21 protein-coding genes, 5 pseudogenes and 2 other annotated features are annotated in these 21,887 nt (G+C 65.8%); of the genes and pseudogenes, 15 read left to right on the top strand and 11 right to left on the bottom strand.

The genetic code is table 11. The features are described 5' to 3' along the window. Positions 1-2 precede the first annotated feature (2 nt). The 5 genes from GBRO_RS03580 (at position 3) to GBRO_RS03560 (ending at position 4,557) form a co-directional block, all read left to right on the top strand. Positions 3-482: a PaaI family thioesterase gene (locus GBRO_RS03580; RefSeq protein WP_012832628.1), complete on the top strand. Its 480-nt coding sequence runs from the start codon at positions 3-5 to the stop codon at positions 480-482. A gap of 116 nt (positions 483-598) precedes the next feature. Next, positions 599-1,678, top strand: coding sequence for a glycosyltransferase family protein (locus tag GBRO_RS03575; RefSeq protein ID WP_012832627.1), 1,080 nt, complete (start codon positions 599-601; stop codon positions 1,676-1,678). Next, positions 1,671-2,762, top strand: coding sequence for a glycosyltransferase (locus GBRO_RS03570; protein ID WP_012832626.1), 1,092 nt, complete (start codon positions 1,671-1,673; stop codon positions 2,760-2,762). Before GBRO_RS03575 ends, GBRO_RS03570 begins: the two co-directional genes overlap by 8 nt. Next, the gene (locus GBRO_RS03565) at positions 2,759-3,733 is read left to right on the top strand and encodes a glycosyltransferase family protein (RefSeq protein WP_012832625.1); all 975 of its coding nucleotides are present in this window, start codon (positions 2,759-2,761) and stop codon (positions 3,731-3,733) included. Before GBRO_RS03570 ends, GBRO_RS03565 begins: the two co-directional genes overlap by 4 nt. After that, a complete protein-coding gene (locus tag GBRO_RS03560) occupies positions 3,730-4,557 on the top strand; it encodes a glycosyltransferase family 2 protein (RefSeq protein WP_012832624.1) in 828 nt (275 codons plus the stop codon). Before GBRO_RS03565 ends, GBRO_RS03560 begins: the two co-directional genes overlap by 4 nt. Before the next feature lie 14 nt (positions 4,558-4,571). On the opposite strand, the gene GBRO_RS24580 is transcribed toward GBRO_RS03560, so the two are convergent. The 4 genes from GBRO_RS24580 to GBRO_RS26225 form a co-directional block, all read right to left on the bottom strand. Beyond that, positions 4,572-6,326 carry a protein kinase domain-containing protein gene (locus GBRO_RS24580; RefSeq protein ID WP_012832623.1) on the bottom strand — a complete coding sequence of 585 codons (1,755 nt, stop codon included), beginning with the start codon at positions 6,324-6,326 and terminating at the stop codon, positions 4,572-4,574. A 92-nt stretch (positions 6,327-6,418) separates the two neighbouring features. After that, positions 6,419-7,231 (bottom strand): tyrosine-protein phosphatase, encoded by an 813-nt coding sequence (locus GBRO_RS03550; RefSeq protein ID WP_012832622.1) that lies wholly within the window; start codon positions 7,229-7,231, stop codon positions 6,419-6,421. 17 nt (positions 7,232-7,248) lie between these two features. Beyond that, entirely contained in the window at positions 7,249-8,058 is an 810-nt protein-coding gene (locus tag GBRO_RS03545) for a tyrosine-protein phosphatase (RefSeq protein WP_012832621.1), read from the bottom strand. Between the two features lie 72 nt (positions 8,059-8,130). Continuing rightward, positions 8,131-8,295 (bottom strand): hypothetical protein, encoded by a 165-nt coding sequence (locus GBRO_RS26225; RefSeq protein WP_155825219.1) that lies wholly within the window; start codon positions 8,293-8,295, stop codon positions 8,131-8,133. 173 nt (positions 8,296-8,468) lie between these two features. Here GBRO_RS26225 and GBRO_RS27345 point away from each other — a divergent pair. Further along, positions 8,469-8,684 (top strand): annotated as a pseudogene (locus GBRO_RS27345) (helix-turn-helix domain-containing protein); the annotation flags it as partial. Between the two features lie 18 nt (positions 8,685-8,702). Beyond that, on the top strand, positions 8,703-9,290 hold the full coding sequence (locus GBRO_RS03535; protein ID WP_256596628.1) for an MmyB family transcriptional regulator: 588 nt from the start codon (positions 8,703-8,705) through the stop codon (positions 9,288-9,290). Between the two features lie 70 nt (positions 9,291-9,360). Here the strand turns inward: GBRO_RS03535 and GBRO_RS03530 are convergent, their stop codons facing one another. Then, complete coding sequence (locus tag GBRO_RS03530; protein ID WP_041919705.1) at positions 9,361-9,642, bottom strand: hypothetical protein; 282 nt, start codon at positions 9,640-9,642, stop codon at positions 9,361-9,363. 80 nt (positions 9,643-9,722) lie between these two features. Between GBRO_RS03530 and GBRO_RS26745 the strand changes: the two are divergent. Next, positions 9,723-10,678: pseudogene (locus GBRO_RS26745) on the top strand (IS3 family transposase); the annotation flags it as partial. Continuing rightward, positions 10,007-10,138: a sequence feature (AL1L pseudoknot), on the top strand. (Overlaps the previous pseudogene by 132 nt.) 7 nt (positions 10,679-10,685) lie before the next feature. On the opposite strand, the pseudogene GBRO_RS25715 reads toward GBRO_RS26745, so the two are convergent. The 3 genes and pseudogenes from GBRO_RS25715 to GBRO_RS03505 form a co-directional block, all read right to left on the bottom strand. After that, positions 10,686-10,829 (bottom strand): annotated as a pseudogene (locus GBRO_RS25715) (IS30 family transposase); the annotation flags it as partial. 28 nt (positions 10,830-10,857) lie between these two features. Continuing rightward, positions 10,858-12,140, bottom strand: a protein-coding gene (locus GBRO_RS03515; protein WP_370452859.1) for an IS3 family transposase whose coding sequence is annotated in 2 segments (ribosomal slippage) — positions 10,858-11,858 and positions 11,858-12,140 — 1,284 coding nt in all. Because the reading frame shifts where the segments join, the coding sequence is not laid out codon by codon here. Then, positions 11,734-11,862, bottom strand: a sequence feature (AL1L pseudoknot). Its footprint overlaps the gene before it by 129 nt. Positions 12,141-12,192: 52 nt before the next feature. Beyond that, a pseudogene (locus GBRO_RS03505) lies at positions 12,193-13,431 on the bottom strand (IS30 family transposase); the annotation flags it as partial. A 67-nt stretch (positions 13,432-13,498) separates the two neighbouring features. Here GBRO_RS03505 and GBRO_RS03500 point away from each other — a divergent pair. Beyond that, positions 13,499-13,798 (top strand): annotated as a pseudogene (locus tag GBRO_RS03500) (transposase); the annotation flags it as partial. Between the two features lie 28 nt (positions 13,799-13,826). Here GBRO_RS03500 and GBRO_RS03495 read toward each other — a convergent pair. Then, positions 13,827-15,035 carry an MFS transporter gene (locus tag GBRO_RS03495; protein WP_223373281.1) on the bottom strand — a complete coding sequence of 403 codons (1,209 nt, stop codon included), beginning with the start codon at positions 15,033-15,035 and terminating at the stop codon, positions 13,827-13,829. A 237-nt stretch (positions 15,036-15,272) separates the two neighbouring features. Here GBRO_RS03495 and GBRO_RS03490 point away from each other — a divergent pair, with 237 nt between their 5' ends. Together GBRO_RS03490 and GBRO_RS03485 are read left to right on the top strand one after the other, a co-directional pair. After that, positions 15,273-15,890, top strand: a complete 618-nt coding sequence (locus GBRO_RS03490) for a TetR family transcriptional regulator (RefSeq protein ID WP_041920194.1) — start codon at positions 15,273-15,275, stop codon at positions 15,888-15,890. 82 nt (positions 15,891-15,972) lie between these two features. Further along, a complete protein-coding gene (locus GBRO_RS03485) occupies positions 15,973-16,929 on the top strand; it encodes an ABC transporter substrate-binding protein (protein ID WP_012832617.1) in 957 nt (318 codons plus the stop codon). A gap of 114 nt (positions 16,930-17,043) precedes the next feature. Here GBRO_RS03485 and GBRO_RS03480 read toward each other — a convergent pair whose 3' ends face one another. After that, positions 17,044-17,508, bottom strand: coding sequence for a hypothetical protein (locus tag GBRO_RS03480; RefSeq protein ID WP_012832616.1), 465 nt, complete (start codon positions 17,506-17,508; stop codon positions 17,044-17,046). Positions 17,509-17,773: 265 nt separating this feature from the next. Continuing rightward, positions 17,774-19,399: a chaperonin GroEL gene (groL, locus tag GBRO_RS03475; RefSeq protein WP_012832615.1), complete on the bottom strand. Its 1,626-nt coding sequence runs from the start codon at positions 19,397-19,399 to the stop codon at positions 17,774-17,776. 279 nt (positions 19,400-19,678) lie between these two features. Here groL and GBRO_RS03470 point away from each other — a divergent pair, with 279 nt between their 5' ends. Genes GBRO_RS03470 through GBRO_RS03455 form a run of 4 tightly spaced genes read left to right on the top strand, consistent with a single transcriptional unit; the run spans position 19,679 to position 21,858 of the window. Further along, the gene (locus tag GBRO_RS03470; RefSeq protein WP_012832614.1) at positions 19,679-20,314 is read left to right on the top strand and encodes a DUF4178 domain-containing protein; all 636 of its coding nucleotides are present in this window, start codon (positions 19,679-19,681) and stop codon (positions 20,312-20,314) included. Next, complete coding sequence (locus GBRO_RS03465) at positions 20,311-20,865, top strand: DUF2617 family protein (protein WP_012832613.1); 555 nt, start codon at positions 20,311-20,313, stop codon at positions 20,863-20,865. The genes GBRO_RS03470 and GBRO_RS03465 overlap by 4 nt, the downstream gene beginning before the upstream one ends. Further along, on the top strand, positions 20,862-21,374 hold the full coding sequence (locus GBRO_RS03460; RefSeq protein ID WP_012832612.1) for a DUF4247 domain-containing protein: 513 nt from the start codon (positions 20,862-20,864) through the stop codon (positions 21,372-21,374). Before GBRO_RS03465 ends, GBRO_RS03460 begins: the two co-directional genes overlap by 4 nt. Positions 21,375-21,426: 52 nt before the next feature. Beyond that, positions 21,427-21,858: a DUF350 domain-containing protein gene (locus GBRO_RS03455; protein ID WP_012832611.1), complete on the top strand. Its 432-nt coding sequence runs from the start codon at positions 21,427-21,429 to the stop codon at positions 21,856-21,858. The last annotated feature ends 29 nt before the right edge of the window (positions 21,859-21,887 follow it).

The following is a 21,887-nucleotide window of genomic DNA, read 5'->3' as shown; positions in this document are numbered from 1 at the left end:
CTATGCAAGCATACATAGTCATGACCACAACAGATGTCCAAAACGACCCGCTCCAACTCTCCGGCCTCGAACTACTGCGGGCCTGGCGTGACAGCCCGAATCGCGACGACCACCCGAGCATCGGACGACTCCTCGGTATGCGGCCGGTGCGCATCGACTCCGGCGAGGTGAGCTTCGCGGTGACCCCCAAACCCGACTTCGCCAACCCGCTGGGCACGGTGCACGGCGGCATCTGCGCGACGCTGCTTGACTCGGTGATGGGTTGCGCCGTGCACACCACCCTGCCCGCCGGCGTCGGCTACACGACGCTGGAACTCAAGATCAACTACATCCGCTCGGTGGCCGTGAATGCCGGCGAACTCACCGCCGTGGGCACCGTGATTCATGCCGGCCGCAAGACCGCGACCGCCGAGGGCAAGGTGTTCTCCGACGACGGGAAGCTCGTCGCGCACGGCACCACCACGTGCATCGTGTTCCGCTGATGCCGGTCAGCGCATCTGGTTTGATGCGCACCTGCACGGGGTAACCAGGCCACATCGGAGGTTCAGACAGCAGCCGCCTCCCTGTCGTCGTACCGCGTGAGTGAGGTCGAAGGTTGATGTCGAATCCCGTCGGTGACGGTCCCATCCGGGTCGCATCCGTCCCCGCGTCGCACGTTTACGTGCGGCACCTGTCGCCGCCCACCGGCGACGACGCCGTGACCCGGCTACCCGACCCACGGCCGGCCGACGGGGCCACGGTGCCCGGTGGATGGTGGCCACCGTTGATGCTCGAACCCGGTTGGGTCGCACGACATCACCGCGAATTCGACGTCTTCCACGTCCACTTCGGCTTCGATGCCCTCCCGCCCGAGACGATCGCCGGCGTCGCCGACGACCTGGCCCGCCACGACAAGCCGCTCGTCTACACCCTGCACGACCTGCGCAATCCTCACCATCCGGAGCCGGGTGCCCACGAGGATGTCCTCGAGGTTCTCCTCGACGCAGCAGACGAGATCATCACCCTGACACCGGGTGCCGCACAGGAGATCTCGAACCGGTGGCAGCGTCAGGCGACGGTGCTGCCGCATCCGCACGTGATCCCGCCGGACCGATTCGGCGGACGCCGCGAACCACACCGCCCGTTCGTGATCGGGGTGCACGCGAAAAGCGTTCGCGCGAACATGGATCCGCTGTCGGTGATCGAGGCCCTGTTGGGGATCGCCGAGCGCTACGACGACGTCGTCGTGGCCATCAACGTCCACGATGAGGTCTTCGACCCCGACGATCACTGGTACAACCCGCAGGTGGGCGCGGCCATCGTCGCCCTCGGTGATCACCCGCGCGCCCGTCTGCACATTCATCCCTACTTCTCCGACGACGAATTGTGGTCCTATCTGGCGTCGCTGGATGTATCGGTACTGCCGTACCGGTTCGGGACCCACTCCGGGTGGCTGGAAGCCTGCCATGATCTGGGCACGCAGGTCATCGCACCCAGTTGCGGGTACTACCGGCAGCAGCAGCGCTGCGCCGTGTACCGGCACGACGAGACGACCTTCGACGCCGACTCGCTGGCGGTCGCTGTCGACGAGGTCTATCGGTCCACGGCGTACCGTCCGAGCTGGGACCATCGTGCCGAGCAGCGCGCCAAGCTGGCCGCGGCGCATCGGGACTTGTATCGGCAGAGCCTCAATGCTTGAGCACGCCAGGCGATCCGGGCTGCGGATCGCGATGATCGCGTCGAGTCGATACCCCGTAGCCGAGCCCTTCGCGGGCGGCCTCGAGGCCCACGTCTGGCATCTCACTCGCGCGTTGACCGGCGCCGGACATCGCGTCACCCTGTTCGCCGCGCCCGGTTCAGACGTACCACCGCGGACTGCCCTGCTGCGTGCCGATCACTTCGAGCCGTCGGCCGGTGCGCGGGCCGATGTGTCGATGCCCCCGGTGATGGCGATGCGCGAACACCACGCCTACCTGTCACTCATGCTCAATCTCGCCGAACGGTCGCAGGACTACGACGTCATCCACAACCACAGCCTGCACTATCTGCCGATCGCCATGGCGCCCGCTGTTGCCACACCGATGGTCACCACGCTGCACACGCCGCCGACGCCGTGGCTGGAGTCGGCGATGACGATGTCGCCACCGACCAACTGCGTCGCCGTCAGCGCCCACACCGCAGCGTCGTGGGGTCACGTGACCGGGCCGATTCCGGTGATACCCAACGGGATCGACGCCGACCGCTGGCCCGTCGGCGAGGGCGGCGACGACTTCGCCTGGTTCGGACGACTGGTGCCGGAGAAGGGTGCGCACCTCGCGATCGAGACGGCTCGCCTCGCCGGCCGGGGGTTGCGGATCGCCGGACCGGTCAGTGATCGCGAGTACTTCACGACTCGCATCGCCCCGCAACTCGACGACCGGATCCGCTACGTCGGTCACCTCGCCCAGCGTGACCTTGTCGCGATGATCGGCTCGTCGGCGGTCACGCTGGTCACCCCCCGGTGGGACGAGCCGTATGGCCTGGTGGTCGCCGAATCGCTGTGTTGCGGCACCCCGGTGGCATCGTTTCGTCGCGGCGGCATTCCGGAATTCCTCGGGGATGCAGGCATTCTCGTCGACGCCGACGACACCCACGCACTCGCGTCCGGCGCGATCGCGGCCGCCGGCATCGACCGCGAACGGGTTCGCGAGCATGCGTTGCGCCGGTGTTCGGAGGCTGCGATGCTCGACGGCTATCAGGATCTTTACGCCGGTCTCGTCGACGGCCGGGAGGTGCGACGATGATCGGTTACTACATTCATCATCAGGGCAGCGGGCACCGCACCCGCGCGCAGGCCGTGATCAATCACCTCGATACCCCGGTGGTGGCACTGACCAGTCTGGACACCGACCTCGGCGCAGGCGTGGACGTGCTGCGGCTCGAACGTGACGACCACGCAACACATCCCACTGAAGTCACCGCTCACGGTGCGCTGCACTGGGTTCCGCGACGCGACCGCGGACTGCGCGACCGGATGGCGCAGATCGCGGAGTTCGTGACCACCCGCTCGCCGTCGGCGATGGTGGTCGACGTCTCGGTCGAGGTGGCGGTCTTCGTACGGACGATGGGCGTACCGGTTGTCGTGGTCGCCATGCCCGGCCGGCGCGACGACGCCGCGCACCAACTCGCCTATCGGCTCGCGGATGCAATCATCGCGCCCTGGCCGGAACACCTGTACCGACCGGACTGGCTCGAAAGGTTCCGTACCAAAACGACTTTCACCGGCGGGATCAGCCGTCACGACGGCCGCGTCCCGGCCGTCGATGTCGGTCGGCGTGCCGACGTGCTGGTCATGTCGGGCACCGGCGGCGTCGACACCGCGGCTGCCGACCTGGCCACGATCCGCGCCGCTCATCCCGGCCTGGTCGTCCGTGGACTGGGCCCCGCCTTCGGCACCTGGGTCGACGACCCGTGGCCGGATCTGTGTGCCGCCGGACTCGTCGTCATCAACGCTGGACAGGGCAGCGTCGCCGATGTGGCGTGCGCTGGCCGACCCGCCCTGGTGATGCCGCAGCAGCGTCCGTTCGACGAACAGGTGGCCACAGCACACACGTTGTGCCACAACGGATTGGCCAGGGTCTGCGCGCGCTGGCCGTCGGCACGGGAATGGGAGTCGGTGGTGGACCGGCCACCCGTGACCGACTGGTCGGCGTGGCGAACCCGGGGTGCGGCCCGACGCGCCGCGGACGCGATCCTGGCGTCCGCGAACCGATGATGCGGCGCACCGCGCTCATCACCATCGCACGTGGACGTCACCGCCATCTGCGACGGCAGATCCAGGGAGTCGCACGGACCACACGGCCACCGGATCTGCACATCGTGGTCGCGATGAGTGATCCCGAGATCCGCACCGTAGCCGGCGATCATCCCGCCACCATCGTAATCGACCTCCCGGCGCGGACCGAGACGTTGCCACTGGCACGGGCACGCAACGTCGGTGCGCGACGGGCGATCGAGGCCGGCGCTGAGCTGCTGGTCTTTCTCGACGTCGACTGCATTCCTGGCACCGAGCTGGTCGAACACTATCGACGTGCCGCGGAAACCCATGCCGGACAAAGCCTCCTGTTCTGCGGGCCGGTCACCTACCTGCGGCCGGATCAGACCTCCGACGACCTAACCGCCTACACGAATCCGCATCCGGCCCGGCCGGCACCCGTACCCGGGCACGTCGTCGTCGACGATCAGATGACGCTGTTCTGGTCGTTGTCCTTCGCGCTCACCGCTGATCACTGGCAGGCCATCGGCGGCTTTCACGAGGAATACCGCGGGTACGGTGGCGAGGACACCGATTTCGCCATGCTGGCCGCCGATCGCGGGTTCGCGATCGCCTGGGTCGGCGGCGCCGACGCGTATCACCAACACCACCCGGTGTCCGACCCGCCCGTCGAGCACGTGGACGACATTCTCCGCAATGGCGAGATGTTCCGGCGACGCTGGGGACACTGGCCGATGGGTGGATGGCTGCGCGACTTCGAGGCTGCGGGTCTCATCGTGCACGATGAGCAACGAGACTTGTGGCGCCGCACCGTAATCGAGTAATTCCCCGCCATCGGTCAGCGCAGGGGCAATCGGATCCACGGGCTCGTCGGATCAGACAGCAGGCGAAGGATGATCGGGCGGGACTCGGCGAAGACGCCGTCCGCCGCCCGCGCCGGATGCCGATCACCCTCGGCCCGCGAGAGTGCCCGGCCCACCTCGAATCCGGCCGCATATGCGCCCCAGTGCGGATACACACCTGCCGCCCGCCGACCGGCGTCCACCACAATCGACCACGCGACATCAGGGTCCAGGTAGCCGAGGAACACGCAGTATCGGACGATGATCACCAGTCGCGAGAGATCCCACGCGGCAACACTTCCGGGAATCTCCTCCGGAAAGTCGCGGGTCGACGACGCAACCGTGAGCACGGTGTCGAGGATCGATGGGATCAGCCCCGGGGCTGCCCGCAGGATGCGATCCCGCTCGTGGACGAGGGCACCACGCGGGGTACCGCCCGCGACATTTCGGATGGTACGCAACGTCGGGTCGTAGTCGGGGGCATCCATGCCCAGCTGCAGCAGGTCGACGGTCTCGTCGGCCGATTCGGCGTCGACGATCCCCCAGGTGTCACGCAGCTTCTTGCGGAGGTGACGCTTGCTCCCGGTGACGAAGAGATCGTCGACCGGGTCAGAGGTGGCCTCCAGGGCGAAGTAGGCCCCGCACGACAGGCCGCGCAGCTGTTCGGGCAGGAGTGGAAACCCCGACCACCGAATGGGTGGCCCAGGAAATCCCGGGGACGAAAAGTGCTGCGGCGGAGCAAAAATCATGGGTCCACTGCCACCGGACCAGATCGGTTGCGGGGGTGGCGTCCCGGAGACGGTGGGCTGGTGCCAGGGCCCGGACGTGGCGGCCGGCACCGGCGTGGTGGCCACGACGGTGGACGCAGGCCCCGTCGCGGCAGACATCCCCGGCGGCGGAGCGGGCAGCGAGTCGAGCACGTCCACCAGGGCATCGGCGAAGTCCGAGCATCTGCGGTAGCGCTGCGCCGGGTCCTTCGCGAGTGCTTGAGCGAAGACGGCGTCGAGTTCTCCCGGCAGCTCCGGCCGCCGCGAACGCGGCGAGGGCGGTGGCGAATTGAGATGCTGATGGAGAACCTGCACCAGATTCGTGCCGGGATAGGGCGGGGCACCGGTCAGCAATTCAAAAGCAGTACAGGCCAATTGGTATTGATCGGCGGCGCCGGTGAGGTGGTCGGCCGCCGCCTGCTCCGGTGCGCAGTAGGCAAGACTCCCGACGAAGGCGCCCGTCGACGTGAGTGCCGTTCCGGCGTCTTGTGCTTTCGCTATCCCGAAGTCCGCCAGATAGATTCGACGACGCCGCGTGTGGGTGACCAGGATGTTGCCCGGCTTGACGTCACGATGGAGCAGGCCATTGTCGTGTGCGTGGTCGAGAGCGTCGGCGATTGCCGAGACGATCTCGGCAACCAGATCGCCGGCGAACACCCGGTCGGGAAAGGTCTGGGCCAGCGCGAAGGTATCCGAGCCGTCGATGTAGGCCATGGAGATCCACAATCGATCGCGATGATCGCCGCGGTCATAATGCGGGACGATGTTGGGGTGCAGCAGCGTCGCCGCGACGTCGGCCTCGCGAGTGAACCGTTCGCGGAACTGTTCGTCGTTCTGAAACGCCGGTGCGAGGACTTTGAGTGCGTCCTGACGCGGCAGCCGTGGATGCTGCGCGAGGTACACCTCACCCATTCCGCCGACGCCGAGTCGCCGGACGATGCGATACCCGGCGAACTCGTCGCCCTCCTGCAGGGTCCCGGTCATCGGTTCGGCAACCCGGCGGTCAGCTGCGTCATGGCCATCATGATCACACGATCATGTGCCGGGTGGTGGCGCACGAACAACCGAACTTCGCATCAGATCAGGAACTGCTCCCGCATCCGGTCCTGCTCGTCGGCGGAGATGCCGAGGGCCTCGGCGAAGTAGTCGCCGATGGAGCCGTACTGGATGGCCACCTCGTCGAAGGCGACATTCAGATACGACGCCGACACCCCGAGCAGCGGGCGCAGCAGGTCCGGGTCGCCGCCGGCCGCCTCGAAGGCGTCGAAGACGTGCGCCATCGCCGGTAGGAACAGGTCGTTGGTGCGCAGATAGTCGCTGTACACGTCGTCGCGGTCCACCCCCATCAGGGTGAGAAATGACGCTGCGGCCCAACCGGTTCGGTCCTTACCCGCGGTGCAGTGGAAAAGTGTCGGGACGCCGTCGAGCAGTCCGGTGAAGAACTCGCGGTAGGCGCGTTTGGCACTCGGCAGGTTCACCAGACCGCGGTAGGCGCCGATCATGTGCTCCACACCGCTGCCCTGCTCCAGCCGATCATTGGCGGCGGCCACCGCTTCCGGGTTGGCGATGAGTTTGTCCAGGTCGGCGGGGGCACTGATCCGCTCGGCGTCGGCGAGCACGTCGAGCAGGACGCCGCGCGCGTCGCCGATCGTCGGATCGGGTGCGGCGTCGGCCTCGGCGACCGAGCGTAGGTCGACGACGGTCCGCAGGCCCAGTCCGGCCAACGTGGCGATGTCGTCGTCGGACGCCTTCCCCAGGGCCGCCGACCGGAACAGCCGCCCGGTGGCGACCGTCCGTCCGTCGTGGGTCGTCATGCCCCCGACGTCGCGGAAGTTGGCGACGGCGGTCAGGTCGATGGTGTCGGTCGTCTGCTCGGTCACAACCCCCATTGTGGCGGGTGGCGTGCTCAGGCGTGCAGGTAGAGGTCCCGTAGGCGCTTTCGCAGATCGGTGTCGAGGCCGAGACCGTCGGTCACATAGCCATCGACGTCGCCGTACACCGAGCGCATCTCATCGAAGGCCGCGTCGAGATAGCTGCGGTCGACGCCCAGGACCGGGCGCAACAGGTCCGGATCGCCGCCGGCGGCCGCGAAATCGTCGAACAGCGGGGTCAGCGCGGGTATGAGTTGCTCGTTGGTGAGCAGATAATCCTGGTAGACGTCGTCCTCGCGGACGCCGAGCAGGGAGAGCAGCACCGCCGCCGCCCATCCCGTCCGATCCTTGCCGGTGGTGCAGTGAAACAGCACCGGGCCCGGATCGCCGCCCGCGAGCCCTTCGAAGAACCGGCGATAGGCGGCCAGCGCGCTGGGCAGGGTCACGATCTCGCGGTAGGTGCCGGCGATGAGCTCGGCTGCCTTCCCGTCGCCGAGCGCATCGGTGGCCTGCGCGACGACGGCCGGGTCGGCGAGCACGGTACCCAGATTGGCCGGGATCGACGTGGTGGCGTCGGCCAGCACGTCGACGGCCACCTCGGTGGCGCCGTCGATCGCGATGTCGGGTGCGCCGGTGCGCTCGGCGAGCGTGCGCAGGTCGTAGATGGTGCGCAGGCCCAGATCGGTCAACGTTTGACGGTCGGCATCGTCGAGGCGGCTGAGGTCTGTGGAGCGGTACAGGACGCCGCTGCGCACCTGGCTGCCGTCGGTGGTCGGCCAGCCGCCGAGGTCACGGAGCTTGGGCAGGGTCGGCAGGGCGATCGACTGTCCGGGCGTGGGCGTCATGAGGACATCGTTTCAGACCGACACCACCGCGGCCACGGCATACCCGCACGAAAGGATCGGGGTGTGCAGGTCCTACACCTGCTCACCCCCGGGCAGCCTCTGCTCGTCGGTCGACGTTGTCGCCGGGAACAGGTTGCTCAGCAGGAAGATCCCCACCGCGCCGACGGCTATGAGAATCCAGCCGACGATGGCTGTGGTGGAGTCGGTGACCAGACCGGCGATCCCCACGATCAGCACGAATACCGGCACCCAGTCGAAGAGCCGGATGATCGGCGCGGGTGGGTCCGTCGGGATTCCCTGTGCGGCAAGCTGTTTGTTGGGGCCGTAGTCGGGATACCACTCGGTGAAGGCGACGGCGAAGATGATCGCGCCGATCTGGATGATCCACCCGGTCCGAAGAGTTTGCGGCGTTTCTGCGCACCCGTCGAGCGCGTCTGACGCCGTCGGAAGTGGGCTTGCCCGCGGGCACCCGACGCCGCGTGGCGGGGTTACGCCGCGAAGAGGTCGCGCAACTGGCCGGGGTGGGCCTGACCTGGTACACGTGGCTGGAACAAGGTCGGCCGATCGCCGCGTCTGAGCAGGTGCTCACCGCGATCGCGCGGGCCCTGCGACTCACCGACGACGAGCGTGACCATCTGTTCGCGTTGGCCGGTGTACCCATCCCCGACCGCGCCGAAACCAGTTGTCTGCGTGACGGACATCTGCTCGCCATCGAGAAGTTCATGCCGTTTCCGGCGGCGGTGCAGACGGCCCGATTCGACATCCTCGCCTACAACCGTGCCTATCGATTCCTGTTCGGCGATCTCGACCGGATCGAACCGGAGCGACGCAACTGCGCGCTTCTCCTGTTCACCGACCCGGTGTGGCAGCGCAGTCACGCCGACCTCGCCTTCTCGCAGGCCCGCATCGCCGCACGGCTGCGAGCGGGATTCGGCCGACATCACGACGAACCGCATTGGCAGCAGTTCATCGAAGAACTGCAGGAAGCCTCGCCGGCGTTCCGCGCGCTGTGGGAGCGCGGCGATGTCACGGCAGAACCGAACGCACCCAAGCACATACGGCATGCCGGTCTCGGTGAACTGAATTTGACCATGACCAGCCTCTGGCTCGACGAATCGTTGGGTCCGCGGCTGGTCTGGTTCGCTCCCGCCGACGACCCCACCGCGGCGAAGGTGACACAACTCGGGGAGATGGGCCTCGATCAACCGCCCGTCAGCGCCGTCGCCTCCTGACCGTGGTTCACGTGACGAAGGTCGGCCACCCGGACGCGGTGGCCGACCTTCGCCGGGCGGTGTCAACCGATCACACCACGGCGACCGCCGCGTTCTGTGTCTCGTCGCCGAGCGCGTGCCGACCCATCCGGATGGTCGTCAGCGTCACGACCAGCGCCGCCAGCATGAATCCGGCGCCCCAGTAGAACGCGACGTCGTAGCTGTGGATGCTCGCCTGGTTGAAGGTGTCCGATCCGGGCAGCGTGATCGAACCAGGATGACGGGCAAAGGCCTGGGCCACGATGGTGCTGAGCAGCGCGAGCCCCACCGATCCGCCGATCTGCTGGGTGGTGTTGAGCAGTGCGCTGGCCACCCCGGAGTCCTTCTCCTCGATACGGTGCTGAACCGTCCTGGGTCTGGTGGAGACCGTGATCTCACCAGGAGAATGCTGTTATGGGAGCACCACGGAAGTTTGACCAGGAGACGCGTGAGCGTGCCGTGCGGATGTATCAGGATCGGCTCGGCGAGGTGGGCGGGTCGAAGTCGGCGGCGCGCCGGCATGTCGCCGAGATGCTCGATATCAATCAGGCGACGCTGCGTAACTGGATCGAGAAGGACACGCCGGTGGTCTCCTCGGGGGTGAGTACGACCAGTGGGGAGTTGGATGCTCAGGTGCGTGAGCTGCGTCGTGAGAATTCCGAATTGCGCAGAGCCAATGAGAGTTTGAAGACGGCGTCGGCGTTTTTCGCCGCGGCGGAGATCGACCGCCGACTTCGTTGATCGTCGAGTACATCGACGATCACAGGGACAGGTTCGGGGTCGATCCGATCTGCCGGGTACTCACCGAGTACGGAATGCAGATTGCCCCATCCACCTACTATGCCCACAAGCAGCGTGGCCTGGTCTCGGCAGCGATGCTCGAGGAGGCCTACGCCGCTCATGCCGTCTACCAGCAGTTCGAGAAGAACCGCGGTGTGTACGGGGTGCGCAAGATGTATCACACGATGTGGCGCGCCGGTCACGTGATGGGTCGTGATCAGGTCGGCCGGCTGATGGGGATCTGCGGCATCTCCGGTGCTGTACGCGGCAGCCATCGCACCACCACGACCCACCGAGACGATAGGGCGCCACGATTCCCTGATCATGTTGAACGACAATGGGATACACCGACACATCCGGATCAGTGGTGGGTGGCCGACTTCACGTATGTGTGGACATTGGCGGGGTTTGTCTACGTCGCGTTCCTCGTGGATGTGTTTTCGCGACGCATCCTCGGGTGGCGAGTCATGGCGAGCAAGCACACACCGTTGGTGACGAGTGTTGTCGAGCAAGCGTTGTTCGCCCGCCGCCGATCCGGATTCGACTTCACCGCAACCGGTTTGGTTCATCACAGCGATGCGGGCAGTCAGGGCGGATTCAACTGGTCGTCGCAACACGACGTGTACTCATCGATGATAGCTCCTCGGCCATCGCTTCGGCGGGTGTGCGCCACCCGAGTGTCTTGCGTGGGCGCGTGTTGAGTGCGTGCGCAATGGCTTGGACCTCGTCGGCAGCCCACTGAATCGCCCCGGGTTTGCTGGAGGCTCGGTTAGTTGGTTCCGGCCTCTGCTGGGACCGGGTTCTCACGGTAGCTGGTGACCGTGTGGGCCGCCCAGTAGGCGGCCTCGTACTCGACCGGCGGGACGTGTCCGATCTCGCCGTGCAGACGGCGGTGGTTGAACCACTCGATGTACTCGGCGACCGCGATCTCGACGTCGCCGACACCGCCCCACCCGCTCTTCGGGCGCATGATCGGGTTGCGGATACATTCCGCCTTGAATAACGAGTTGAACGCCTCGGCCATCGCGTTGTCATACGAATCACCCTTGGAGCCAACCGAAGTCACCGCTTCAGCTTCGGCGAGACGCTCGGTGTAACGAATCGCTCGATACTGCACTCCGCGGTCCGAGTGGTGAATCAGTCCGGCCACATCCTGGCCGGCACGATCACGCGCCCACAATCCCATGTCTAAGGCGTCCAATGCGAGGTCGGTGTGCATCGTGGTCGAGACCTGCCAGCCGACGACCACGCGCGAGTACACGTCGAGGATGAACGCCGCGTACACCCACCCGGAGTGGGTGCGGATGTAGGTCAGGTCCGCCACCCACAAGGTGTTCGGCGCCTCGGCGGTGAACTGCCGGCCGACTCGGTCGGCCGGTTGCGGGGTTTCGGCGCCATCGCTGCGGGTGGTCCTGCGTGTCTTCAACCTCGGTATCCCTTGCAGTCCATCGGCTTTCATCAATCGTTCGACAGTGCAGCGCGCCACGTCGATATCCTTTCTGCGTAGTTCGGCGTGGACCTTGCGGGCACCGTAGACGCCGAGATTGTCGGCGTGCACGGTGCGGATCTCGCCGAGCATCTCCCGGTCACGCACCGTGCGTGGCGCCTCGGTCTTGTTCGCACTCAGGTGGGCTCGTACCGTGGACGGAGCGATCTGGGCGGCCGTGTCGCGTAGGGCCGCGCAGATCGGATCGACTCCGTGTTCGTCGCGAGAAGCGGCGACGAACTCCACGATCAACGCTGTGGGCGGTCGATCTCCGCGGCAAAAAAAGCCGACGCCTGCTTCAAGATCGTGTTCGCCCGCCGCAGCTCGCGGTTCTCCCGCTCGAGCTGCGCGATCCGCTCGGAATCGCTGCTCGTGGTACCCGGCCGCTGCCCGCCATCGATTTCGGCTTGCTTGACCCAGGTGCGTAGCGCCTCCGGGTGCACACCGAGTTGATCGCCGATCCGTTTGAACGCTCCCGGCCGTGTGGCCGGGTCCTTGCGGGCTTCCACCGCCATCCGCGTCGCTCGCTCCTTCAGCTCAATGCTGTACTTCCGAGGTGCTGCCATGCTCTCCATCCTTCACAGGTTCGAGAGCCTCCGACGAACCCGGGGCGGTTCACCACCGTGAGAGGTCAGTTCCCTTGGGGAAGTACTGTCGCAGCAACCCATTGGTGTTCTCGTTCGTTCCGCGCTGCCATGGACTGTGCGGATCGGCGAAGAATACCGGAACGCCAGTCTTGTCCGTGAGCGCCAGATGAGCCGATAGCTCTTTGCCTCGGTCCCAGGTCAGGGACTTCTTCAGGGCGCCGTGAAGTTTCGCCAGTGCAGACTCGAGTCGGGCATTCATCGACACCGCACCGTATCCCGAGAGCGCGACGCCATTCTTCACCGGCTTGCTCACGCCCCAGCCCTCCTCGCGTGGCAGGTGAACAAGCATGGTGTAACGAGTCTTTCGTTCCACCACCGTGCCGATCGCAGAACGTCCGGTTCCAATGATCAAGTCGCCCTCCCAATGTCCAGCCACGGCACGATCGTCTGCCTCGCCAGGGCGTTTGCTGATCAACGAGTCATCGGTGACGTGTGCCCATGCGGTGCGTTTCGACCTTGCGCGTGGCATCCGCAACGACCGGCCGGTGCGCAAACTCAAAATCTCGTCTCGGTCCAAACCCTCGCGGCCCTCGATGTAAAGTGCCTGGTAGATCGCCTCATGACTGATCCTCATTGATGGGTCGTCAGGGAAATCGATCCGGATACGATGCGCAATCTGCTCAGGGCTCCACGCCTGTACCCAGCGTCGATCGGCCCGGTGCGGCTTGTTGCGGCCCGTCCAACGACCGACTGCGGGGCCGATCACGACGGCGCCGTCCTCGCCGATAACTTTGCCCGACAATCGATCGTGCACATACTCACGCAGTGCCGGGTTCGTCTGCAGCTTGGTCAGCTTGGGCCGGCGGGCAAACATCTCTGCTTTCCACTGCGCGACCGAAGCTCGGTACTCGATGGTGCCGCTACGTGTCGCAGCGTTACGTCGCACCTCGCGGGAGATCGTCGAGGGACTCCGTCCCAAACGCTTCGCGATGTCTCTGATCCCCTTGCCCTGCACGCGAAGCAGTGCGATCTGCTCACGCTCAGCGAAGCTCAAGTAGCGTCCCGACGGAGCTGGCCACGAGTACGGAGACATCCCTCCAGCCTCACGGAACCACCGCGATCCACGCACCGGCGACACGCCGACGGCGATCCCTGCTTCCGACGGAAGCATCCCCTCGGCGACCTTGTCCCAGAATCGACGCTCCAGTTCGCGTCTGTGTCCAGGGTGCCCCGGCGAGCGCATCGGAGCCCGTCGAGTGACCTCCTTCATCCAGTTCGATGGTCTCCCCACAGCACCCTCCTGATCTCGGGTGTTGCTTCCACCGGTTGAGCCTGATCAGTACACATCGTTGGCATTCACCGCTGCGCTGACCGAGGCCAACATCACCGGATCCATAGGATCGGTCGGCGATGCGCTCGACAACGCGCTCATGGAGTCGGCGATCGGCTTGTACAAGACCGAACTGATCGACACCGGCCGCGCCTGGAAGGACCGCGGCGAGGTCGAACGAGAGACCGCCGCCTACGTGCACTGGTTCAACGCCGAGAGGCTGCACTCCTCCCTGGGCTACTGCTCACCCGTCGAGTACGAGACGCGCTATCGTGACAGCGTCGCCTCCGTGGCGGAGGTGGCCTGAACCAGGTCTCTATCCGATCCAGGACGGTTCAGTGCAGCGCAACCGATTGCATCGACACAAAGGTCAACCCCATGCCGAAGGCGATCAGCACCTGACTGGGCAGGACCACGGAGAGCCAGGTGGAATCCATGCCCAGCTGGGCCAGATACGTCAGACCTGCCACACCGAGCACGGTGCCCGCGATCATCAACGGCTGCGGGCCGATTCGCGGCAACAGTGAGCTCGCCAGACCGGCTGCGACGATGATGCCGACCGGGAACGGGAGGAACAACACGCCGGCTTCCAGCGGGGTGTGGCCGAGGGTGTTCTGCATGTAGTAGCTGAGGAACAGGAACATCGCGAACATCGGGATCGGCACGATGAACGACACCAGGAACGCGCCGCCCCGGTTGCGTTCACCCGGGATACGCAGCGGCAGAAGCGGATTGCTCGCCCGCAACTCGATCATCACGAATGCGGCCAACAGCGCGGCGGACACGACGAACAACGCGATCGTCGACGCCGAACCCCATCCGGACTCCGCGGCGCGGGTGAACCCGTAGACCAGTGCGACGAGTCCGGTGGTCACCGTGATCGCACCCGGCAGATCGTATCCGTTGCGCTGCAGGGCCGGTCGGTCGCGGAGAACGAGCATCACCGCACCGATGGCCGCGACGATCGCGATCGGGGTGTTGATGAGAAGCGTCCAGCGCCAGGACATGTACTCGGTCAGGGCGCCGCCGAGGATCAGCCCGATCGCGGCACCACCACCCGAGACCGCGGCGTACACGGCGAAAGCCCTTGCGCGCTCGCGATGTTCGATGAAGGTGACGGTGATCAGCGACAGTGCGGCCGGGGCGAGAACCGCAGCGAACGCACCCTGGAGTGCGCGGCCGGCGAAGAACGACGCGGTGTTCCAGGCAAGGCCCGCCACGACCGAGGACGCCGCGAACCCGGCGAGCCCGATCAGGAACATCCGGCGTCGGCCCAGATAGTCGGCCAGGCGGCCGCCGAGTAACAGCAGACCGCCGAACATCAGGGTGTAGGCGGTCATCGCCCACTGCCGGCTGGCGTCGGAGATGTGCAGGTCGGCCTGCGCGTACGGCAGCGCGATGGTGATGATCGTGGCGTCGAGAACCACCATCAGCTGCGCCAGCGCGATGATGCCCAGCGCCCACCAGCGGCGCGAATTGGGTGGTGCGGGTGGGAGTTCGGACGTCTGCCCGCGCTCCTCGATCGGTAGGTCGGTGATGGTCACGGTTTCTCCAGACTGTGCGTCTTGTGAGTTCTGGGGGTCTTGTGAGTTGTGAGCGTCTTGTGAGTTGCGGCGGACTGCAACGGTGGGGCTCGCCCATGGACCGGCGCGATGGAGATCTCGTCGACCGGCCTCCAAATAATGGCAGCCTCTGCCACTTGGCGTCAACAGACAATTTGCATTCACTGCCAGTTGGCAGATTCGGACACACATCCGGCGATTCCGCGCTATCATGCGCTCATGAGTGTCACTTCCGCGGCGTGCGGGCTTCGCGAGCGCAAGAAGCTCCAGACCCGCGACCGATTGGTGGCCGCAGCGCTGAAGCTATGCGACACAAACGGTTTCGAGGCGACAACCGTCGAGCAGATCGCAGCGGCCGCGGACATCTCACCGCGCACCTTCAACCGCTACTTCGCCACCAAGGAAGACGTGGTGCTCGCCCCGATCGAGGACATGGTCGCCGCCGTCCGCACCGAACTCAAGGCGGCTCCACATACCGGCGACGAGTTGGCGACGCTGGTCGATGTCCACCGCAAACTGATGACCACCGACCATGCCTCGGTCGATCTGGCCCGCTTCGAGGCGATGAACCGCATCATGCAGGCATCCCCGGCGGTGAGCGCACGCAGCATGGAGATGAGCGACTACAAGACGGCGTCGCTCACCGAGGCACTCGCCGAACGCATGGAAACCACCCCCGACGACCTGCGCGTGCGGGTGATCATCTCCACCTGGACTGCGATGATGCACCTGGCCATGGAGAAACTCGGCACCGACGGACCCGCGATGTGCGCGCACGCCCTCGATGAAGCGTACGCCGCGCTGCGTGATGTGGTCGGCACCGACGCTAAAGGCTGACGTCGACCAACTGCGCCCGGCGGTCACGACACGACCACGGACGCCCTTGCCCGCAACATCGAAGTTAGCCTAGCCTAACCTGATGTTCTCGCGTCGCACTGTGACCCTGGTCCTGACCATCCTGGCCCTCACCCTGGCCGGTTGTTCCCCCGGCGACGACGCCGCATCGGAGTCGCAGACCGTCACCATCGAACACCAATACGGTTCCAGTACAATACCGGTGAACCCGACGAGGGTCGTGACTTTCGGTGGGGCATGGTCGGATTCGCTGATCAAACTCGGCGTGCCCATAACGGCCGAGTTCCTCCCCCGCGGTTACTCCGGCCCCAACAACCGATTCGAGTGGACGCCCGAACACACCTCGACCATCGTCAACTTCGACTACGCCAACGGCGCACCCGACATCCCCGCGATCGCCCGCTTCGACCCCCAGGTGATCCTCGCCGGATACCTGCCGGACAAGGCCACCTACGACCGGCTCAGCCAACTCGCTCCCACGATCCCGGTGATGACCGCCGGCACGGTCACCGACAGTTGGCAGGACGTGTTGTCCACGGCCGGAAAGATCTTCGACAAACAGGCCCAGGCGCAAGAAGCCATCACCGACGTCGAGAACCAGATCGCCGAGACCAAGGCGAAATACCCGGCGAGCCAGGGGACGACGTTCACCTTCGGTCAGCTCACGCCGCAGAAGCAGTTCGGTTTGGTGACCAGCGAGACGGACCCGTCGACCAAGCTGGTCGCCCAGTTCGGCCTGCAACTGGACCCGGCGGTGAAAAGTCTTGCCGACCAAGGGCCTCGGACGACGGTCTCCGGCGAACGGGTCGACCTACTCGACTCCGACGTACTGATCCTCTGGCCGCTGGTGGGCGGGGCAGAGTCCTTCAATTCGGTTCCCGGCTGGGATCAGCTGCCGGCGGTCCGTAACGGCACCCTGGTGGTCCTGTCCAACGAGACCGCGTCGGCGTTCTCATCGCCGACGGTCTACTCGGTGCCGTGGGTCGTCGAGACGATGACGCCGGTGCTGTCGAAGCTGTAGTCGCCTGCGGAAAGTGGGGGAAGGAAATCCTTCCCCCACTTTCGAATTCGTCCCCGAGAAGTTTCTGGGGGATCTGACCAAACCTCGGGGAAGGATTTCTTTCCCTCCTACCCGTCAGCTCGGGCAATACACCGTGTAGCTCCACTTGGTCCCGCTCTCCGGCCCTGTCACTCGCACGGTGACAAAGTCCTGGAACCCGACGGGTACGGTCACCCGGGCCGAACCTGTCCCCTCGTTCTTGTTGTCACCGACGTATCCGGTGTTGTGAATCAGCCGGCCCTGGTAGAACACCCGAATCTCATCGGGTTGTTTGAGGGTTTCGTACCGCAACGTGAACGACGTCGGTCCGCGTCCTCCCAGGAGGTACTTGGTCTCGGTGACCCCCTGCCCTCCAGACGTGGTCTTCTGGTTGCAGCGCTGTACCGACGGTGGTTTGCCACTACCGTCGAGGCTGCCGAAGTCCCAGTCACCGATATTCAGGTCGTCGAGGTTCAGGCCCTCGAGGCTGCCCGGATCCAAGTCGGACGAGCCGTTCGGATCAGCGACGGCGTGACCGGAAGCGACGAGGGGGCCGATCACCGCAACTGTCGTGGCGATTAGAGTAGCGGAAGCTCTCGTGAGAATTCTGTTGTTACGCAAGGCGTCTCCGATGGCGGTCGCTCGAATGGTGACGAAAGAACACCCACGACGCTATCGGTAGGGTCACAACATCAGGTATCCGTCGATCAGACGAACCCGTGTCGCCATTATCGATGACGCCAATCACCGCCCATACACGCCGAAGGCCGGCCACCCGCGAGGGTGACCGGCCTTCGTATTGTCTTGCGTCAAACAGGGACTCGACTCAGAAGCCCATGCCGCCCATCTCGTCGCCACCCGGCATCGCCGGAGCGGCGTTCTTCTCCGGCTTGTCGGCGACGACGGCCTCGGTGGTGAGGAACAGAGCCGCGATCGAGGCTGCGTTCTGCAGCGCCGAGCGGGTGACCTTCACCGGGTCGTTGATGCCGGCGGCCAGCAGGTCCTCGTACGCACCGGTCGCGGCGTTGAGGCCGGTTCCCTTGGGCGAGTTGAGGATCTTGTCGGCGACGACGCCCGGCTCGAGGCCGGCGTTGACGGCGATCTGCTTGGCCGGAGCCGAGAGCGAGACACGCACGATGTTGGCACCGGTGGCCTCGTCGCCCTCGAGCGACAGACCGTCGATGGCCGGCTCCGACTGCAGCAGCGCCACGCCACCACCGGCGACGATGCCCTCTTCGACGGCAGCCTTGGCGTTGCGCACGGCATCTTCGATGCGGTGCTTGCGCTCCTTGAGCTCCACCTCGGTGGCAGCGCCGGCCTTGATGACCGCGACACCGCCGGCCAGCTTGGCCAGACGCTCCTGCAGCTTCTCCCGGTCGTAGTCGGAGTCGCTGTTCTCGATCTCGCCACGGATCTGGGCCACGCGACCGGCGATGGCGTCGGGATCGCCCGCGCCCTCGACGATGGTGGTCTCGTCCTTGGTGACGACGACCTTGCGAGCCTGGCCGAGCTGCTCGAGTCCGGCGCCCTCCAGCGAGAGGCCGACCTCTTCGCTGATGACCTCGCCACCGGTGAGGATGGCGATGTCGGCGAGCATGGCCTTGCGGCGGTCACCGAAGCCGGGAGCCTTGACGGCAACCGACTTGAACGTGCCACGGATCTTGTTGACCACCAGGGTCGAGAGGGCTTCGCCCTCGACGTCCTCGGCGATGATCAGCAGCGGCTTGCCCGACTGGATGACCTTCTCCAGCAGCGGCAGCAGGTCCTTGACGGTCGAGACCTTGCCCGAGACGAGCAGGATGTACGGGTCGTCGAGGACGGCTTCCTGGCGCTCCGGGTCGGTCACGAAGTAACCCGAGATGTAGCCCTTGTCGAAGCGCATGCCCTCGGTGAGCTCGAGCTGGAGTCCGAAGGTGTTGGACTCCTCGACGGTGATGACGCCTTCCTTGCCGACCTTGTCCATCGCCTCGGCGATGAGCTCGCCGATCGAGGGGTCGCCGGCCGAGATACCAGCGGTGGCAGCGATCTGCTCCTTGGTCTCGACCTCCTTGGCGCTCTTCAGCAGCGACTCGGTGACTGCGTCGACAGCCTGCTCGATGCCACGCTTGAGGCCCATCGGGTTGGCGCCTGCAGCGACGTTGCGCAGGCCCTCACGCACGAGTGCCTGAGCCAGAACGGTTGCGGTGGTGGTGCCGTCGCCTGCGACGTCGTCGGTCTTCTTGGCGACCTCTTTGACGAGCTCGGCGCCGATCTTCTCGTACGGGTCCTCCAGCTCGATCTCTTTGGCAATGGACACACCATCGTTGGTGATCGTGGGGGCGCCCCACTTCTTCTCCAGGACAACGTTGCGACCCTTGGGTCCCAGCGTGACCTTGACTGCGTCGGCAAGGCTGTTGAGGCCCCGCTCGAGACCGCGGCGGGCCTCTTCGTCGAACGCGATTTGCTTGGCCATGGGTAAGTGATCCTCCGATAGGGGGTGACACCAGGTATCTATGGCCGGAACTCGGTGCCCGCGACGGACGACCGGTGTGTCATTCGGTACCGGTCTCACCGTCCCGACCTAGCACTCACGGTCCGTGAGTGCCAAGCTCCGTTTTAGCACTCGCACCAGGCGAGTGCAAGGTCGCCGACGCTGTTCGCGGGGCGCGAACGGCTCCGGCGTCGTCGGCTCGGTCATTCGGCCTGTGGACGGTCGGATCGCGAGCGAACGCATGTCCGATATTGTCTGCCTGTGAAGTATCTGCTCGTCATCATCGTGGCCTTGCTCGCCATCATCGCCGTGGTGGTGATCTTCAACTTCCTCGAGAAGCGCAAACTGCGTCAGTCCGAGGAAGAGGCCCTGCGCAACCGCACCTACCGCCCCGGTGATCCGTTCTCGTCGGCCGACGACGACGCCGTCTACGGCAACCCGCGCAACCTCAAGCCGAGTGATCTCGTCGAGATCCGCGGTGAGACCTATGCCGTGCGCGGCACGCTGCGCCTGACCCAGGGCGGGTTCACCTGGACGGAGAACTTCATCGACACCGGCCTCGGCGAGAAGGCATGGATCTCCGTCGAGGACGACCCCGACCTCGAGGTCGTGCTGTGGCGTGAACTCAAGGGCGTGACGGTGACGCCCGGGCCCGACGCCGTCGAACTCGAGGGCCGGCGCTACGTCTTCGACGAGGCCGGCTCGGCCACCTTCACCTCGGCCGGCACCACCGGGCTCGCCACGACCGGCTCGATGCGCTACCACGATTACGAGGCAGGCACCGAACGCCTGTCCTTCGAGGACTTCGGCAGCGGATGGGAGTGCGCGCGCGGCGAGGTCCTCACGACCGGCGAGTACCGGGTGTACCCGAGCAACCCCGCACCCGAGGCCCGATGAGTACTGCCGATTCCGGCGGCTCCACCGACCTCGGCCCCACCGAGATCGACGTCGCCTACGCCGACACCAGCGCCGCGCAACTCGGGTTCTCCCTCGAGGCGCCCGAACAGCCCGCGCTGGCCGAGTGTTCCGCCGATTTCGACGGCATCACGATCTCGCTGCGGCTGCTCGGCGCGAGCCATCAGGTCATCGTCGACGACGGGCATCAGCGGCTGTGTGAGACGGTCGCCTGCCTACCGGAGATGACCTCGGCCCTCCCGGAGTCGTATCAGGGCAGCAGCTACTACTTCGCCTCCCACGTCGACGTCGTCGAGGCCGATGCGCTCGCGGATCTCGTCGACGACCTCGGTACCCGCGTCGCCGATCGTCGGGCCGATGGCTTACCCGCGCTGCTCGGACGGTTCCCCGGCGAGCCGCACGCCGTGACCGCCATCATCTCCGACGCCGACGCCGAGACGATCTCCTGGCACACCTGGCACACCTACCCGCAGGCCGGCGAGGTGGTGGTGACCACCAGCGTCATCCAGCGGGGCGCGGTGGTACAGGCATGACGACGCCCGATCCGATCCGGGGACTGCGCCGCACCCGCAACATCATCATCGCCGTCATCGCCGGTGTGGCCGCCCTGTTCCTGATCGGGTCGTGTGGGTATTCGACCATCAAGGGATTCATCGGCAGCAGTGCGCGGGACTACGTGACGTCGAACTATCAGGGTCAGTCGTCCCTCGACGAGGGGGATGTGCAGGCCTACGTCGCCGACGGCACGCCGTCGGAGGTTGCCGCCCAGATCAGCGACGCCGAGGATCCGATCGATCAGCGTGCCGGTGACGCCGGGGCCGCAGGCAACCAGGCGGGGACGCAGTTCCTGCAGTATCCGAACTACCTGATCGGGCTGTTCCCCTACGGCACCGACAAAACCCGCGTGATGGTCAGCCGCGACTACCGGTCGGGCTACAACCACTACCACAACTACGTCGGCGGATATTGGGTTCCCACACCGAATTTCGGTGGTTCGGGCAGCGACAACCGCGGCGGCGGAAGTGGTGGTGGCGGAAAATGACTCGCGCGCACCAGAACCGAACCGACCATCCACGAGAAACCGGAGAACACCCATGATCTCGATCGCCGACATCGCGCTCAACGCCGGGTACGCCGCCGCTTATGCGGGCGTCGGCATCTTCCTGATGCTGGTGTCCTTCGCCGTCGTCGACGTCCTCACGCCCGGCGACCTGCGCCGTCAGCTGTGGGCCGACCGTAATCGCAACGCGGGAATCCTGGTGGGCTCCAATCTGTTCGCGGTGGCACTGATCGTGACCGCGGCGATCTTCGCCAGTGAGGGACGCCTCGCGGTTGGCCTGACCTTCACCGTGATCTACACCCTGATCGGGCTCGCCGCGATGATTCTCACCTTCGTCGTGATCGACCTGTTCACGCCGAGCAAGCTCGGGGAACTCGTGATCGATCCGCAGCCGCATCCCGCGGTGTGGGTGCACGGGGTGGCCCATGTGGGTGTCGCACTGATCATCGCCGCGTCGATTCTGTAAGAGAGCGTGACCACCACCCCGTCATCTCA

Origin of the sequence: Gordonia bronchialis DSM 43247, assembly GCF_000024785.1 — a bacterium.
GTDB classification, from domain to species: domain Bacteria; phylum Actinomycetota; class Actinomycetes; order Mycobacteriales; family Mycobacteriaceae; genus Gordonia; species Gordonia bronchialis.
This window is presented reverse-complemented; position numbering and strand designations above follow the sequence as displayed.

What these genes read in the sequence shown, in the direction of transcription:
- GBRO_RS03580 (WP_012832628.1), top strand. Translation starts at nt 3, where the DNA reads ATGCAAGCATACATAGTCATGACCACAACAGATGTCCAAAACGACCCG.
- GBRO_RS03575 (WP_012832627.1), top strand. Translation starts at nt 599, where the DNA reads ATGTCGAATCCCGTCGGTGACGGTCCCATCCGGGTCGCATCCGTCCCC.
- GBRO_RS03570 (WP_012832626.1), top strand. Translation starts at nt 1,671, where the DNA reads ATGCTTGAGCACGCCAGGCGATCCGGGCTGCGGATCGCGATGATCGCG.
- GBRO_RS03565 (WP_012832625.1), top strand. Translation starts at nt 2,759, where the DNA reads ATGATCGGTTACTACATTCATCATCAGGGCAGCGGGCACCGCACCCGC.
- GBRO_RS03560 (WP_012832624.1), top strand. Translation starts at nt 3,730, where the DNA reads ATGATGCGGCGCACCGCGCTCATCACCATCGCACGTGGACGTCACCGC.
- GBRO_RS24580 (WP_012832623.1), bottom strand. Translation starts at nt 6,326, where the DNA reads ATGACCGGGACCCTGCAGGAGGGCGACGAGTTCGCCGGGTATCGCATC.
- GBRO_RS03550 (WP_012832622.1), bottom strand. Translation starts at nt 7,231, where the DNA reads ATGGGGGTTGTGACCGAGCAGACGACCGACACCATCGACCTGACCGCC.
- GBRO_RS03545 (WP_012832621.1), bottom strand. Translation starts at nt 8,058, where the DNA reads ATGACGCCCACGCCCGGACAGTCGATCGCCCTGCCGACCCTGCCCAAG.
- GBRO_RS03490 (WP_041920194.1), top strand. Translation starts at nt 15,273, where the DNA reads ATGAGTGTCACTTCCGCGGCGTGCGGGCTTCGCGAGCGCAAGAAGCTC.
- GBRO_RS03485 (WP_012832617.1), top strand. Translation starts at nt 15,973, where the DNA reads ATGTTCTCGCGTCGCACTGTGACCCTGGTCCTGACCATCCTGGCCCTC.
- groL (WP_012832615.1), bottom strand. Translation starts at nt 19,399, where the DNA reads ATGGCCAAGCAAATCGCGTTCGACGAAGAGGCCCGCCGCGGTCTCGAG.
- GBRO_RS03465 (WP_012832613.1), top strand. Translation starts at nt 20,311, where the DNA reads ATGAGTACTGCCGATTCCGGCGGCTCCACCGACCTCGGCCCCACCGAG.
- GBRO_RS03460 (WP_012832612.1), top strand. Translation starts at nt 20,862, where the DNA reads ATGACGACGCCCGATCCGATCCGGGGACTGCGCCGCACCCGCAACATC.
- GBRO_RS03455 (WP_012832611.1), top strand. Translation starts at nt 21,427, where the DNA reads ATGATCTCGATCGCCGACATCGCGCTCAACGCCGGGTACGCCGCCGCT.